Here is a 15,375-nt window from a genome sequence, read left to right on the forward strand (position 1 = left end):
GTCCACGAATTTGCTGACGAAGAAGGAGAGGTCCGAGTGTCGGTCTCTATTAAGCCTCTTGAGGATCGTATTGTTGTCCGCCCGCTCGAAGCCGAGCAGACCACGGCTTCCGGCCTGGTGATCCCGGACTCCGCACAGGAGAAGCCGCAGGAAGGCGAAGTTGTTGCAGTAGGCCCCGGCCGCTTCGAAGACGGCAACCGCGTTCCCGTCGACGTAGCCGTTGGCGACGTCGTCATCTACTCCAAGTACGGCGGAACTGAAGTCAAGACCGGCGGCACCGAGTACCTCGTGCTCTCCGCCCGCGACGTCCTGGCGATCGTCGTAAAGTAACTCTCCGGATCCCCGTGCCGCTGGTCATGCTCTTTGCTGGTCAGCTGCGCGGGGTTCTGTCTTGAAAGGACAAAACCATGGCAAAGCAGCTTGCGTTTAACGACGCTGCCCGCCGGTCTCTTGAAGCCGGCATCGATAAGCTCGCCAACACCGTCAAGGTGACGCTCGGCCCCCGCGGCCGCAACGTCGTCCTGGACAAGAAGTGGGGCGCTCCCACCATCACGAACGACGGCGTCACCATCGCCCGCGAAGTGGAACTGGACGACCCCTACGAGAACCTTGGCGCGCAGCTGGCCAAGGAAGTAGCCACCAAGACGAACGATGTTGCCGGTGACGGCACCACCACCGCAACCGTCCTGGCGCAGGCGCTGGTCAAGGAAGGCCTGCGCAACGTAGCGGCAGGCGCCGCCCCCGGCCAGATCAAGCGCGGCATCGAGGTTTCCGTTGAAGCCGTCGCTGCCCGCCTGCTCGAGAACGCCCGCCCCGTTGAAGGCACCCAGGTGGCCAACGTTGCAGCGATTTCCGCCCAGAGCGACGAGGTTGGCGAACTTCTCGCCGAGGCCTTCGGCAAGGTTGGCAAGGATGGTGTGATCACCATCGAGGAATCCTCCACCACGCAGACCGAACTGGTCCTGACCGAGGGCATGCAGTTCGACAAGGGCTACCTGTCCCCGTACTTCGTCACCGACGCGGAACGCCAGGAAGCAGTCCTTGAGGACGCCCTCATCCTGATCAACCAGGGCAAGATCTCCAACATCCAGGAATTCCTGCCGCTGCTTGAGAAGGCGCTGCAGAGCTCCAAGCCGCTCTTCATCATCGCCGAAGACGTTGACGGCGAGGCCCTGTCCACGCTGATCGTCAACCGCATCCGCGGCACCCTGAACGTTGTTGCCGTCAAGGCTCCGGGCTTCGGCGACCGCCGCAAGGCCATGCTGCAGGACATCGCCACCCTCACCGGTGCACAGGTTGTTTCCCCGGAACTGGGCCTGAGCCTGGACACCGTTGGCCTTGAGGTGCTGGGTACCGCCCGCCGCATCACGGTCACCAAGGACAACACCACCATCGTTGACGGCGCAGGTTCGGCCGAAGACGTGGCAGCACGCGTAGCCCAGCTCCGCGCCGAGCTGACCCGCACCGATTCCGACTGGGACCGTGAAAAGCTCCAGGAGCGCCTGGCCAAGCTGGCCGGCGGCATTGGTGTCATCAAGGTTGGCGCCGCCACCGAGGTTGAGCTCAAGGAAAAGAAGCACCGCATCGAGGACGCTGTGTCCTCCACCCGCGCTGCCCTTGAAGAAGGCATCGTTGCCGGCGGTGGTTCGGCCCTGATCCACGCCCTGAAGGCACTGGATGAGGACCCCTCCGTCAAGGCACTCGAAGGCGACGCCGCTGCTGCCGTGGGCATCGTCCGCCGCGCCCTGGTCCAGCCGCTGCGCTGGATCGCCCAGAACGCGGGCTTCGACGGCTACGTTGTGACGTCCAAGGTCGCCGACCTGGAAACCAACAGCGGTTTCAACGCCAAGTCGGGCGAGTATGAGGACCTCATCGCTGCCGGTGTCATCGACCCCGTCAAGGTCACCCGTGCGGCCCTCCGCAACGCGGCCTCCATCGCTGCCCTGGTTCTCACCACCGAGACCCTGGTGGTGGAGAAGCCGGCCGAAGAGGACGAGCACGCAGGCCACAGCCACTAACCCTGCAGTTCCGCACGCAACCGTGCAAACAAAGAACCGGTCCAGCATCCGCTGGACCGGTTTTTTGTGGCTTGGAGACTAGGTTCCTGGCATGTTCTGCGTCTCCACGTCGCCCGCGCGCTCGTAGACCAGTGACACCGCCCCCTTTGGAAAGCTGCGGGCCGGCTCGGCGAGGCGGAACGTGGCGGGAACGGTCCCGGCGTCGAAAAGCCGCTTGCCCTGCCCGAGCGTGACCGGATAGAGCCACAGGTGGAGGCGGTCCAGGACATCTGCCTGAAGGAGTGACCGGATGAGGACGCCGCTGCCGAACATGTGCACCTGGTTGTACTCGTCGCGGAGCCGGCCCGCGGCGGCGGCGTCCGGGAGGACCGTCGTTCCCCCCCCCCACGTCGGATCAGTCAGGGTGCTGGAGACGACGAACTTGGGCACCCGGTTGAGCGTGCCGCCAATGTCATCGGACTGGTGCGGCCAGTAGGCCGCGAAGATGTCATAGGTCTTCCGTCCGAGAAGCAGGGCATCGATGTGGCCGATCCCTGCCTCGATGGCTGCCTCGGCTTCGGCATCGGACACCGGTAACTGCCAGCCGCCCAAGGTAAAACCGCCTTCGGTGTCCTCCTCGCGGCCGCCGGGCCCCTGGTAGACGCCGTCGAGGGTCAGGAACAGGTTCGCGACGATGATTCCCACCCGTCCAGTCTGGGACAGCGCTCCCACGCTGTCCAGCACTCCGGCACTGCCCGGGCAGGCGGGCGTGGCAGACTGATGCCATGCTGCTCGACGAGCTCGTGAAAACTACGGATAAGGTTGCCTCCACCCGTTCCCGGCTCGCGAAGGTGGACGCCCTGGCGGACCTGCTGCGCCGGCTGGAGCCAGGGGAGATCGCCACCACCGTCGGTTTGCTCACCGCCAGGCCGCGCCAGGGCCGGGTGGGGGTGGGCTGGCGCGGCATGTCCGCGGCCATGGGGGAGCCCGCCGCGGAACCCCGCCTTACCGTCGCCGACGTCGACGCGGCTTTGGACCGGCTGCTTGCCGCCGGCGGCGCCGGGTCTGCGGCGGAGCGCGCCGCGACCCTCCGGACGCTCACGGCGGCAGCCACCGAACGGGAGCAGGCTTTCATCGCCGGCGTCTTGCTCGGGGAGCTGCGCACGGGTGCGCTTGAGGGGGTTCTGACGGATGCCGTTGCCCGGGCCTCTGACCGGCCTGTCGACTCCGTGCGCCGCGCCGCGATGCTCTCCGGTGACCTCGGCGAAACAGCCCTGCTGGCCATCACGGGCACGGCAGCCCAGCTCGACGCCGTCGGCCTCGTGGTGGGCCGGCCGGTCCAGCCGATGCTTGCCTCCACCGCGGCCAGCGCCGGCGCCGCGCTTGAGGCGACGGGCGAGGCGTCCGTGGAATACAAGCTCGACGGCGCCCGCATCCAGGTGCACCGCTCCGGCGACGACGTGGGCATCTACACACGCACCCTGGCCGACGTGACCCACCGGCTGCCCGAGGTGGTCGAGGTGGTGCGCGCGCTGCCGGTGCGCAACGTGATCCTGGACGGCGAGACCCTGGCCCTCGACGAAGACGGCGGCCCCCGGCCGTTCCAGGAGACCATGTCCCGGTTCGGGGCGGACGCGGCACGGAGCACGGTGCTGCATCCCTGGTTCTTCGACGTGCTGCACATCGACGGGCGCGACCTCCTGGACGAACCGCTGTCCACGCGCATCGGCGTGCTGGAGCGGATCGCCCCGGAGCACCGGATTCCGGGGGAGATCACGGCGGACCCGGGTGTTGCCGAAAGGGTCTCGCGCGATGCGCTCGCCGCGGGCCACGAGGGCGTGGTGGTGAAGGCGGTGGGATCGGCCTACGCCGCCGGCAGGCGCGGTTCCAACTGGATCAAGGTAAAGCCGGTGCTGACCTACGATCTCGTGGTCCTTGCCTGCGAGTGGGGGTCGGGCCGCCGCACAGGGCTGCTCTCCAACCTGCATCTCGGAGCCTTCGATCCGGCCGGCGAGTTCGGTGAACCCGGCGGCTACGTCATGGTGGGCAAGACCTTCAAGGGCCTCACCGATGCGCTGCTGCGCTGGCAGACGGAGCGGTTCCAGGAGCTTGAGGTCCGGCGCACGGCCGGTACGGTCTGGATGGAACCCGTCACCGTGGTGGAGATCGCCATCGACGGTGTGCAGCAGTCCCCGCGCTACCCCGGTGGGATCGCGCTCCGGTTCGCCCGCGTCAAGCGGTACCGCGAGGACAAAACGGCCGCGGAAGCGGACACCATACAGACGCTGCGCGGACTGCTTCGTTAGCAGTTGTGCCGGTTCGTCTGCGGGCGTACCGTGACGCTTAAGTACCTCAGCGTCCAGCGCGCGGCCGTAGAAGGACAGCTGGACGGGTGGTGTCCGAGGAGGCCGGAGTGTCAACTGAAACGGGCATTGACGAAGGGCGGTCCGCGTTTCGGGAACATCGCTGGACTGACGCTTCCAGGAACTACGCCGACGCGGACAGGCGCGGCGGACTCCCCGCAGCCGACCTTGAGCGGCTGGCAACGGCCGAAATCCTGACCGGCAACACCACAACGGGCCTGGACACCCTCACCCGCGCGCACGAGGAATACCTGATTGTCGGTGACATCACCGGCGCGATGCGGTGCGCGGTGTGGTTGGGTATGCACCTGCTGAACCTTGGCGAAACGGCCAGGAGCGCGGGCTGGTTTGCGCGGGGTAAGACCCTGGTGGATGAGCTTGATGAACCGGGTCCGGTGGCGGGCTTGCTGCTGTTTCCCGTCGCGCTGGGAAAACTCTACGGGGGTGACGCCGCAGGCGCGCTGCAGTTTTTCACCGAAGCGGGCTCTGTCGCGCGGCAGTTCCAGGACAGGGACCTGGCGGCGCTGGCCCTTCTCGGAACCGGACAGGCAACGCTGATGCTGGGGCGTGCGGAGGAGGGCCTGGGGATGTTCGATGAAGTCATGGTGGCCGTTACCGCGGGGGAGCTGTCCCCGGTCCCTTCAGGAATCATCTACTGTGCGGTGATTGGCAACTGCCACCTTGCCTTTGACCTGGAGAGGGCGCTTCAGTGGACGGTGGCGCTGGACCGCTGGTGCAGGGCACGGCCCGACATGGTGGCGTTCAGCGGCCAGTGCCATTCCCACCGCGCCGAGCTCTTCCGGCTGCACGGGGCATGGGCCGAAGCGCTCAAGGCAGCTGCCGCTGCCCAGGGACTTGCCGCCAGGGGTGATCCACAAGCACTTTTCGGCGGTTTCTACCAGCAGGGCGAAGTGGAGCGCCTCGCCGGGAAGCTGGACGCTGCGGAGGAATGCTACCGGCAGGCTGCCCGAAGCGGGTGGGAACCGCAGCCAGGCCTGGCACTCCTCCTGCTGGCCCGCGGAGAGGCGCGGCAGGCGCAGTCGATGATCCGCCGGGCGGCGGGGATTGCGGATGCGGCCACCCGCTGCCATTTGCTGCCGGCGCTGGTGGACATCGAGCTGGCCGCGGGTGATCCCGGGGCGGCGCGGCGGTGCGCGGACGAGCTGGAAACCATTGCCGGGGACCACCCCAAACCCATGCTCCAAGCCGTCGCCGGCCAGGCTGACGGGGCGGTCCGGCTCGCCGAAGGTGATGCCGCCGGCGCCTCGCAATCCCTGCGGCAGGCGTGGAGGCTGTGGCAGAAGCTGGGCGTTCCGTACGAGGCAGCCCGCTGCCGGGCACTGATCGGGCGTACATGCCGCGACCTGGGAGATGAGCCTTCGGCGCTGATGGACTTCGAAGCTGCCCATGCGGAATTCCTGGAGCTGGGGGCAGCGCCCGCCGCCGCCTGGGCGGCCTCCCTGATGCGGGCAGGCGCCGACGAAGGGGCAGGCGCCGCCGGGCCATTGACCCCAAGGGAAAATGAAGTGCTCCGGCTGGTGGCGTCAGGAAAAGGGAACCGCGCCATAGCCGCGGAGCTCTACCTCAGTGAAAAGACCGTGGCGCGCCACATCAGCAATATCTTCCTCAAGCTGGGCCTGTCCTCCAGGGCGGCCGCCACCAGCTACGCCTATGAGCACGGGCTGGCCGGGTAGGCCGCCTGCAGATAAATACCCACGACCCGTCCAGTACGGGTTACATCATTCGGCCGACGCGGAGGGGGAGGCTGCGCCCGTAGCCTCGAAACATGAACCTTCCAGTGCTCGCCGGAACCGTGTCGACGGTGCTCTTTGCCGTCGGTATGCTGCCGATGCTTGTGAAGGCTGCTCGCACCAAGGACCTTGCGTCATACAGCCTGGGCAATTTGGTGCTGAGCAACGTGGCCAACGCGGTGCACTCGATCTACGTTTTCAATCTTCCTGCAGGTCCCATCTGGGTCCTCCACCTGGCCTACGTCCTGGCATCCGCCCTGATGCTGGCATGGTGGCTGCGCTACAGGGAAACGGGGCACGAAACAGCAGCCAGCACCGCAGCGGCCGGCATCACAGCAGAGAGTGCGTCGGCCGGCAGCCCAGCGGGAGGGTTCAGCCTTAAGAATCCACTTGCGATCAAAGGAGCGCGGCCATGAGCAACAACAATCGGGCCGGCATGCTGGACGCCATCATCATCGGCGGCGGACAGGCCGGACTTGCCATGGGTTATTTCATGAAAGGCCAGAAACGGAAGTTCCTGATTTTGGATGCGTGCCAAAGAACCGGCGATTCCTGGCGGCAGCGGTGGGACTCGCTCCGGGTGTTCACGCCCGCCAAGTACGACGGCCTGCCCGGCGCACTGTTCCCGGCGGACCGGCTGTCCTTCCCCACCAAGGATCAAGTGGCGGATTACCTCGAATGGTATGCCGCGGAATTTGAACTGCCGGTAAGCCACGGCATCCGCGTGGAGCACCTCTGGCGGGAGGGGGACCACTACGTGGCCACCGCCAACGGCCGCCGGTGGGAAGCGCGCAACGTTGTGGTGGCCACAGGCTCCACACAGACGCCCGAGGTGCCAGGCTTTGCAGGTGAACTGGCCCCTTCCATCAGGCAAGTGCATTCCAGCCAGTACCGGAACCCGCAGCAGCTCCAGGAAGGTCCGGTCCTGGTTGTGGGGCTGGGGAACTCGGGAGCGGAGATCGGCCTCGAAGTTTCCGGGACCCGGCCGGCGCTGGTGGCCGGCAAGCCCACGGGTGAGATTCCGGTGAAGCACGGGAAAGCGGCGGCACGTTACGCGTTCCCGGTGGTGCGCTTCCTTGGCCTGTACGTGTTGACGCTTGGTTCACCGATTGGCCGGAAAATGGCGCCGGCGATGAAAGCGCACGCCGAACCGCTGATCAGGACGAAGACGAGGGACCTCGAGGCCGCCGGCGTGCACGTCGTGCCGAGGGTCACCGGGGTGGCCGACGGGATGCCTGTGCTGGCGGACGGGACCCGCCTCGAAGTCGCCAATGTGGTCTGGTGCACCGGATTCCGGGAGGACTTCAGCTGGATCGATCCGGCCCTGCTCGACGGCGGCGCAATGCCCCGGCAGTGGCGTGGTGTGGCTCTGGATTCTCCAGGCCTGTTCTTCCTGGGGCAGCGGTTCCTGTACGCGGAAGTATCGGACACCCTTCCGGGCCTCGGCCGCGACGCGCGTTACCTGGCGGCCAGGATTCCGGCCCCCGCCGTTCACGGATCCGCGGTGGCCGCCGCCTGAGCCGCGCCGGCTTCGCCACCTGTACCGGGCCGTGATGCCCGTTACCTTTCCCGGAAAATCCGCCATGCCTCGGTAGAATTGATGTTTTGTCCATCGCTGGAAGGTCTTTTGTGTCGATAGCGAGAACCGCGGCTGCCTCGCGCCCGGTGCCCGAAGCAGCCGCCAAAAGCCGGAAGCCGACCTTCCGGCCGGAGGTCCAGGGGCTCCGTGCGCTCGCCGTGCTGATGGTGGTGGCCTACCACGTCTGGCTGGGCAGGGTGTCCGGGGGAGTGGACATCTTCCTGCTCATCTCCGCGTTCCTGCTGACCCTGTCCTTTGTCCGGAAAGCCGAGGCAGGGCGGCCTTTCGGGCTCCTTGGGCACTGGTTGCACCTGTTCAAGCGGCTGCTGCCCGCCGCCGTCGTGGTCATCCTGGGAGTCCTCGCCGGAACGTGGCTGATCCTGCCCCAGAGCCGCTGGCCGCAGGTGCTGGACCAGGCCTGGGCATCCCTGCTGTACAGCCAGAACTGGCTGCTCGCGGACACTGCCGTTGACTACTATGCCCAGGACCACGCCGGAGCCAGCCCGCTCCAGCACTTCTGGTCGCTGTCCATCCAAGGCCAGGTGTTCATCCTCTGGCCCCTCATCTTTGCCGGCACCGCCGGACTGCTGTTGCTGCTGCACCGGATCCCCGCGCTCACCCGGGTCACCTACCGCGGGCTGCTGGCCCTGGTCTTCGGCACAGTCTTCGCCGTGTCCCTCGCCTACTCCGTGGAGCAGACCGCCGGCAACCAGGCGTACGCCTACTTCGACACCCGGACGCGGCTCTGGGAGTTCGCGCTGGGCTCGCTCCTGGCGCTGGCCCTGCCCTACGTCAAACCGGCCCGGGCGCTCCGTGTGGTCCTGGGCTGGGCAGGCCTGGCGGCCATGGTTTCCTGCGGCCTGCTGCTCACGGTGGACCGCTCGTTCCCCGGCTTCGTGGCGCTGTGGCCCACCCTGGCGGCCGCCGCCATCATCGTCGCGGGACAATCCGGCAGCCGCTTCGGCGTGGACAGGTTCCTCAGCAGCAAGCCCCTGGTGGCGCTGGGAGACAATTCCTACGCCCTGTACCTCTGGCACTGGCCGGTCCTGGTGCTTGCGCTTGCCGCCACCGGCGTGGAGGCACCCAACCTGGTCCAGGGCCTGGGCATCGTGGGCGCCTCCATCGTGCTTGCCGTCCTCACCACGCGCTTCGTTGAAAAGCCGCTGCGCGACTGGCACTGGCCGCAGCGCCGGGCCTGGCGCACCGCCGTCGTTATCGCTGCCTGCGGTGCGCTGTTGGCCGGACCCGTGGCCGTCTGGCAGACCACGCTCACCGCAGAGGAAAGCGCGACGGCGGCCCAGCCGAGGGAGCTCACGCCAGGGGCCGCCGCGCTCAACCCGGAGAACGCCGCCGTGCCCGCCCCGGAGGCCAGGATCATCCCCGGCCCCTCGGCGCTGGACAACGACTGGGCTGGAATCCACGCGCCCTGCACCGGTGCCAACGCCACCAGCAACCCCATCCTCGAAGGATGCAGGCAGGAGGTTCCGGACGGTGAGGTAACCAAGCGCATCGTGGTCCTGGGCGACTCCCACTCCCAGCAGTACCTGGGTGCGCTGGCGCCGATTGCCGCCGCGCGGGGCTGGGAACTGGTGACGCTGCTGATGCCGGCGTGCCGCTTCGGGGCGGAGTCCCTGGAACGGAATGCGGAGTGCAACGCCTACAACCAGGCCAGCGCCGCCTACGTCCTGGAACATCAGCCGGACGCAGTGTTCACGGTGGCGTCGCTGACCCACGAGGAAGCCCCGTTCGAGACCGAGGTCCCGGGTTACCTGGAAGGGGTGCAGCCGTTCGCGGAGGCCGGGATCGAGGTCATCGGCATCCGGGACAACCCGCGCTTTACGTTCAACATGCCGGAATGCATCCAGCGCAACGGCCCGGACGCGCCGGAGTGCAGTGTGTCCCTGGAGGAATCCCTGGTGGAACCGTCCCCGCTGGAAAGCTACCGGGGCAAACTGGACGGACTGCACCTGATGGATCTCAGCGACTTCATCTGCGCGCGGGGCATCTGTCCCGGGGTGGTGGGCAACGTCTACGTCTACAAGGACGACAACCACCTCACGCGGACCTACGTGGAAAGCATGATCCCCATGTTCGAGCAGCGGCTGCTGGCCGCCACAGGCTGGAGCTGACTGTTCCCCAGCATCTGCGGGGCAGGGTGGGGAGTGCGGTTGCTCACATTCCACGCGTGGAATAGGGGGATGGGCGCTGAGGTTCTAATATTTACTCAATACTTTCCGGCCTCCGGGTCCCCGCCTGCCGCGGCGGTCCTGGAACATTTCCTGCACAGGCCAGTCCCGTAATGACGGGCTGGTCATCGGCTGCAACCCCTACCCGTCCAGCAACCAAGGTAAGAGGCGCACTCATGACCGAGCCCGAACACAACCCCTTTGGCTTCATTGGCCTGACCTACGACGACGTCCTGCTCCTGCCCGGACACACCGAGGTCATCCCGTCGGAGGCTGACACGTCCTCGCGGATTTCCAAGCGGATTTCGGTTCACACGCCGCTGCTGTCCGCGGCCATGGACACTGTCACCGAATCACGGATGGCCATCGCCATGGCACGCCAGGGCGGCCTGGGCGTCATCCACCGCAACCTGTCCATCCAGGACCAGGCGGACCAGGTGGACCGGGTAAAGCGCAGCGAGTCAGGGATGATCACCAACCCGCTGACCATCGGCCCGCAGGCCACGCTTGCTGAGCTGGACGAGATCTGCTCGCAGTACCGTGTCTCCGGCCTGCCCGTGGTGGACGAGGACATGCGCCTGCTCGGCATCGTCACCAACCGCGACACCCGCTTTGTCCCCGAGTCCGACTTCCCGTTGCGGCTGGTCAGCGACGTCATGACCAAAATGCCGCTGGTCACCGGGCACGTGGGGATCAGCCGCGAGGAAGCCTCGCACAAGCTGGCCACCAACAAGATCGAGAAGCTTCCCCTGGTGGATGAGCAGGGCCGGCTCAAGGGCCTGATCACCACCAAGGACTTCACCAAGGCCGAGCAGTACCCGCTGGCCACCAAGGACGACGAAGGCCGTCTCCGCGTGGGCGCAGCCATCGGCTTCTTCGGGGACGGCTGGGAGCGCGCCATGGCACTGGTGGACGCCGGGGTCGATGCCCTGTTCGTGGACACCGCCAACGGCCACTCGCAGGGCGTGCTGGACATGATCCGACGCCTCAAGTCCGATCCCGTGGCGGCGCACGTGGACGTCATCGGCGGCCAGGCCGCCACCCGCGAAGGCGCCCAGGCCCTGATCGACGCCGGCGCCGACGGCATCAAGGTGGGCGTGGGACCGGGCTCCATCTGCACCACCCGTGTGGTGGCCGGTGTGGGCGTCCCGCAGATCACCGCCATCTACGAATCCGCCAAGGCAGCCATTCCCGCCGGCGTGCCGCTGATTGCCGACGGCGGCCTGCAGTACTCCGGCGACATCGGAAAGGCCCTCGTTGCCGGCGCCGACACCGTGATGCTCGGCTCCCTGCTGGCCGGCTGCGACGAGTCCCCGGGCGAGCTGATCTTCGTCAACGGCAAGCAGTTCAAGTCCTACCGTGGCATGGGCTCCCTGGGCGCCATGCAGTCCCGCGGCAAGAACACCTCCTACTCGAAGGACCGGTACTTCCAGGCCGACGTCTCCGGCGATGACAAGCTCATTCCCGAAGGCATCGAGGGACGTGTGGCCTACCGCGGTCCGCTGTCCTCGGTGGCCTACCAGCTGGTGGGCGGCCTGCGCCAGACCATGTTCTACACCGGCGCGCCCACCGTGGCCGAGCTGAAGGCCCGCGGCAAGTTCGTCCGGATCACCCCGGCCGGCCTGAAGGAATCGCACCCGCACGATATCCAGATGACCGTCGAAGCGCCGAACTACGGTTCCCGCTGACAACGCCTCCTGAACGGGTGAACACCCCGACGAAGGGCCAGCCGCCACGGCGGCTGGCCCTTCGTCCGTATGCCCGGGCCGTAGCCCAGGTGCTGAGGGTCAGTTTCCGGGCCTCGCCTGGCGCCGTGGTCATGAAGGTGCTCGGCTCGCTGATCTCGGCCGTGCTTCCTCTGGTCACCACCTACTTCGCCGCCCTGACCACCACGGCGCTGGCCGCTGCCTATGCTGGTGACGCCGAGGCCGGCCAGCGGGCGATCGTCTACGTCATCATCACCGCCGCCCTGGGGCTCTTCTGGGGCGCGTTCAGCAGCGTGGACCGCTACATCCAGCAGCTGATGAGCTTCAAGGTGGGGGCCATCGTGGGGGACCAGATGTACGAGCGGTTCCTGGGCCTGGAATTCTGGCGGTACGACGACAAAAAAACCGTAGACCTCTACGACCGCGCCAAGCGGTTCTCCGACTCCTACGCCCGCGTCCTGGACCGCATCGCCGCCATCTTCACCCAGCTCGTGTCGGTGATCCTCGCCGTCGGCGCCCTGCTGCTGGTGAGCTGGTGGATTGCCGTGATCGTCCTTGTCGCCATCGTCCCCAGCGTCTACCTGCAGTTCAAACTTTCGCGGGAACAGATCGCCCACTGGAACACCCAGGTGGACTCACGCCGGCAGCGCCGCATGATCGAGACCAACCTCCTCCGCCCGCAGCACATCGCCGAGATGCGGCTGTACGGGATTGTGGGCTACCTGATGGATTTCAGGTCCCGGCTGCGGGACGCGGACGAGCGCCGGCGGCTGGACTACCAGAAGCGGTACATCCCCAAGCAGCTCGCCGCCGATGCGCTCCAGTACGGCGCTGAAGTGGTGTCCCTGGTCTGGGTGGTGGGACAGATCATCGCCCGCGCGCAGCCTGTGGGCCAGTTCCTCTACGTGCAGCAGATTGTCAGCAGGGCGCTGTCCACGGCGAACAACCTGGTGTCCTCCCTCAGCTCCATCGACGAGGACCTGGCGAACCTCAAGGACTACGAGCTGTTCATGGCCATGCCCGTGCATTCGGAGCACGCCCCGCCGCTGCTGCAGGCACCGAAGACCGTGGAGCTGAAGGACATCCGCTTCACCTACACGGGCAGCGACATCGAGGTGATCCGCGGGATCAGCCTGACCATCCGCGAGGGCCAGCACATCGCCATCGTGGGGGAGAACGGCGCCGGAAAGTCCACGCTGATCAGGATCCTGGCAGGGCTCTACCGCCCGGATTCCGGGCAGGTGCTGCTGGACGGCGTGGACCTCGCCGCCGTCGACGTCACCTCGTGGCACCGGCACCTCGCGGTGCTGAGCCAGGAATTCCTCAAGTACGAGTTCGCCACGGCCGCGGAGAACATCTACTTCGGGGACGTCGACTCGCCCCGCGACGACGCCCGCATCCGCAAGGCTGCAGCGGATGCCGAGGCGCTGGACTTCATCAACAAGCTGCCCAACGGCCTGGACAACCATGTCAGCAACTGGATGGAGGACCCGCGCGGGCGTAAGGGCAGCGGACTCTCGGGCGGGCAGTGGCAGCGTCTGGCCATGGCCCGGAACTTCTACCGGGATGCCTCGTTCATGGTGATGGACGAGCCAACCTCGGCCATCGACGCCCTGGCCGAGCACCGGATCTTCACCCGCCTCTTCGCTGACCGCAGCAGCACCATCATCGCCATCAGCCACCGGCTCGCCACCATCGAGAAGGCGGACACCGTGTTCATGCTGGAGGACGGCAGGATCGTGGAGCAGGGGACGCACAAGGAACTCGTCGCGCTTCGCGGCCGCTACTTCAGGATGTTCGAATCCCAGCTCACGGGAGCAAGCCCGGAAACAGGCGGAGTCTAGGACTCCGCCACCGTTGTGCGGACCCGCGCAATGCCCGGACGCGGCGGGACACTGCTGAACCCGAACGTCACCGCGGGGCGGACCGGCGCCAGCGCGCCGGCGTCAATGCCGTTCCAGCTCACGACGGCGGCTGTGATGGTGTGCAGGTCGCTCACCCCGTAATACTCCCGCCGGCCGCTGCCCGCGGTGCCGGAGGTCCGGGAGCCGCTGCTGAGGATCCCGGCGACAGGACTGATGGCGTGCAGCCAGCCGGGGTGCACGGCAAGGCGCCGGGGGACTGCCCGCAGCATCCTGCCCAGGAGGGCCCGCCCGCCGAGGCGTGCGCTGATCGCCAGGGGACCGGCGTCGACCTCCAGCGTCCCGTGGCCCAGCCGCGCCGACAGGTCCACCTCCGTGACGTCGTCGAACGTGTACGTGGCGGCGATGAAGTCCGCCACCTCCGGGCTGGGGGCCAGGAGCTGCCGGTGGCCGGAGGGCTGCTGGACCATCACGTCCGCAAAGGGCCCGAAGGGCGACTCCTGCCAGATGCCCACCACGGCGCGAAGGCCGGAGGCCGTGCCTATGCCGGCAATGTGGCCGTCGAATACCCACCGTGAACCCATAAGGCAACTGTAGCCAACAGGGCTCCGGCCGGTGCCTGCAGGCCGCGGTGGCGGGATCGCAGGCCGCCCACGGCGTTCAGGGCGGCTCGTAGCCTGCGCTGCCGGCCCGTCCGGCACAGACAAGGACATCACGGCCGCTGGGATAACCTAGAGCAGTGACTTACGAGATCGAGATCGGCCGTGGCAAGCGTGGGCGTCGTGCCTACTCCCTGGATGACATTGCAATCGTCCCTAACCGTCGTACCCGCGACCCCAAGGACGTCTCCGTCTCCTGGCAGATTGACGCCTACAAGTTCGACATGCCCGTCATTGCGGCGCCCATGGACTCGGCCATGTCCCCGCAGACCGCCATTGCACTGGGCAGGCTCGGCGGCCTCGGCGTCCTGGACCTTGAAGGCCTGTGGACCCGGTACGAGGACCCGCAGCCCATCCTGGACGAGATCGGCGCGCTGGAGGATGAAACCAACAGCCCGGCCGTGACCGGACGGATGCAGGAACTGTACAAGGCGCCCATCCAGCCTGAGCTGATCACATCCCGCCTGGCGGAAATCCGCGAGGCCGGCGTGACGGTGGCGGGATCCCTGACCCCGCAGCGCACCCAGGAGCACTACAAGACCGTGGTGGCCGCCGGCGTCGACATCTTTGTCATCCGTGGCACCACCGTGTCCGCCGAGCATGTCTCCAAGGACCACGAACCCCTGAACCTCAAGCAGTTCATCTACGAGCTGGATGTTCCCGTGATCGTGGGCGGCGCGGCCGGCTACACGCCCGCGCTGCACCTCATGCGCACCGGTGCCGCCGGCGTGCTGGTGGGCTTCGGCGGGGGCGCCACCACCACCACCCGCCGGGCCCTGGGCATCCATTCGCCCATGGCATCCGCCATCTCCGACGTCGCCGCTGCCCGCCGCGACTACATGGACGAGTCCGGCGGCCGTTACGTCCATGTCATTGCCGACGGCGGCATGGGCTCCTCGGGCGACATCGTCAAGGCAATCGCCATGGGAGCCGACGCCGTGATGCTCGGCAGCGCCCTGGCGCGGGCCGAAGAAGCACCGGGCAAGGGATGGCACTGGGGCCAGGAAGCCCACCACCTCGAACTTCCCCGCGGCGACCGCGCCAACGTGGGCACCGTGGGACCCCTGGAGGAAGTGCTCTTCGGGCCCGGCCACCACACCAACGGAACCTCCAACCTCATTGGCGCGCTGCGCCGCTCCATGGCGACCACCGGCTACTCGGACCTGAAGGAATTCCAGCGGGTCGACGTCGTGGTTTCCCCGTACTCCGGAAACTGACACTCTCCTCATGGAACCGGGAGGGTGGCGGCGGTATCCCGCCGCCACCCTCCTG

At 67.2% G+C, this 15,375-nt stretch carries 12 protein-coding genes; 10 read left to right on the plus strand and 2 right to left on the minus strand.

The window, feature by feature from the left end:
• The first annotated feature begins 36 nt into the window (after positions 1-36).
• Positions 37-330: a co-chaperone GroES gene (groES, locus tag AC6CHP_RS02040; RefSeq protein ID WP_003805290.1), complete on the plus strand. Its 294-nt coding sequence runs from the start codon at positions 37-39 to the stop codon at positions 328-330.
• Positions 331-407: 77 nt separating this feature from the next.
• Entirely contained in the window at positions 408-2,018 is a 1,611-nt protein-coding gene (groL, locus tag AC6CHP_RS02045) for a chaperonin GroEL (RefSeq protein ID WP_498228038.1), read from the plus strand.
• 78 nt (positions 2,019-2,096) lie between these two features.
• Here groL and AC6CHP_RS02050 read toward each other — a convergent pair whose 3' ends face one another.
• A complete protein-coding gene (locus AC6CHP_RS02050; RefSeq protein ID WP_498228040.1) occupies positions 2,097-2,702 on the minus strand; it encodes a dihydrofolate reductase family protein in 606 nt (201 codons plus the stop codon).
• 80 nt (positions 2,703-2,782) lie between these two features.
• Here AC6CHP_RS02050 and AC6CHP_RS02055 point away from each other — a divergent pair, with 80 nt between their 5' ends.
• The 7 genes from AC6CHP_RS02055 (at position 2,783) to AC6CHP_RS02085 (ending at position 13,426) form a co-directional block, all read left to right on the plus strand.
• Complete coding sequence (locus AC6CHP_RS02055; protein WP_498228042.1) at positions 2,783-4,303, plus strand: ATP-dependent DNA ligase; 1,521 nt, start codon at positions 2,783-2,785, stop codon at positions 4,301-4,303.
• 107 nt (positions 4,304-4,410) lie between these two features.
• Positions 4,411-6,054, plus strand: a complete 1,644-nt coding sequence (locus AC6CHP_RS02060; RefSeq protein WP_498228044.1) for a LuxR C-terminal-related transcriptional regulator — start codon at positions 4,411-4,413, stop codon at positions 6,052-6,054.
• A gap of 92 nt (positions 6,055-6,146) precedes the next feature.
• Positions 6,147-6,527, plus strand: coding sequence for a hypothetical protein (locus AC6CHP_RS02065; RefSeq protein WP_377194680.1), 381 nt, complete (start codon positions 6,147-6,149; stop codon positions 6,525-6,527).
• Positions 6,524-7,630, plus strand: coding sequence for a flavin-containing monooxygenase (locus AC6CHP_RS02070; protein ID WP_188727540.1), 1,107 nt, complete (start codon positions 6,524-6,526; stop codon positions 7,628-7,630). Before AC6CHP_RS02065 ends, AC6CHP_RS02070 begins: the two co-directional genes overlap by 4 nt.
• Before the next feature lie 110 nt (positions 7,631-7,740).
• The gene (locus AC6CHP_RS02075; RefSeq protein ID WP_377090019.1) at positions 7,741-9,819 is read left to right on the plus strand and encodes an acyltransferase family protein; all 2,079 of its coding nucleotides are present in this window, start codon (positions 7,741-7,743) and stop codon (positions 9,817-9,819) included.
• A gap of 233 nt (positions 9,820-10,052) precedes the next feature.
• Positions 10,053-11,564, plus strand: a complete 1,512-nt coding sequence (guaB, locus tag AC6CHP_RS02080) for an IMP dehydrogenase (protein WP_066277678.1) — start codon at positions 10,053-10,055, stop codon at positions 11,562-11,564.
• Between the two features lie 17 nt (positions 11,565-11,581).
• Positions 11,582-13,426, plus strand: a complete 1,845-nt coding sequence (locus AC6CHP_RS02085; protein WP_498228047.1) for an ABC transporter ATP-binding protein — start codon at positions 11,582-11,584, stop codon at positions 13,424-13,426.
• Here AC6CHP_RS02085 and AC6CHP_RS02090 read toward each other — a convergent pair.
• Positions 13,423-14,028, minus strand: coding sequence for a hypothetical protein (locus tag AC6CHP_RS02090; protein WP_188727542.1), 606 nt, complete (start codon positions 14,026-14,028; stop codon positions 13,423-13,425). The genes AC6CHP_RS02085 and AC6CHP_RS02090 overlap by 4 nt on opposite strands.
• A gap of 155 nt (positions 14,029-14,183) precedes the next feature.
• On the opposite strand from AC6CHP_RS02090, the gene AC6CHP_RS02095 reads away from it, so the two are divergent.
• Entirely contained in the window at positions 14,184-15,320 is a 1,137-nt protein-coding gene (locus AC6CHP_RS02095) for a GuaB3 family IMP dehydrogenase-related protein (protein WP_188727544.1), read from the plus strand.
• The last annotated feature ends 55 nt before the right edge of the window (positions 15,321-15,375 follow it).

It is taken from the genome of Pseudarthrobacter sp. GQ63, from assembly GCF_059758765.1.

Bases quoted from the DNA above. Each gene is read 5' to 3' on its own strand.
- AC6CHP_RS02055 (WP_498228042.1), top strand. From the start codon at position 2,783: ATGCTGCTCGACGAGCTCGTGAAAACTACGGATAAGGTTGCCTCCACC.
- AC6CHP_RS02090 (WP_188727542.1), bottom strand. From the start codon at position 14,028: ATGGGTTCACGGTGGGTATTCGACGGCCACATTGCCGGCATAGGCACG.
- groL (WP_498228038.1), top strand. From the start codon at position 408: ATGGCAAAGCAGCTTGCGTTTAACGACGCTGCCCGCCGGTCTCTTGAA.
- guaB (WP_066277678.1), top strand. From the start codon at position 10,053: ATGACCGAGCCCGAACACAACCCCTTTGGCTTCATTGGCCTGACCTAC.
- AC6CHP_RS02070 (WP_188727540.1), top strand. From the start codon at position 6,524: ATGAGCAACAACAATCGGGCCGGCATGCTGGACGCCATCATCATCGGC.
- AC6CHP_RS02065 (WP_377194680.1), top strand. From the start codon at position 6,147: ATGAACCTTCCAGTGCTCGCCGGAACCGTGTCGACGGTGCTCTTTGCC.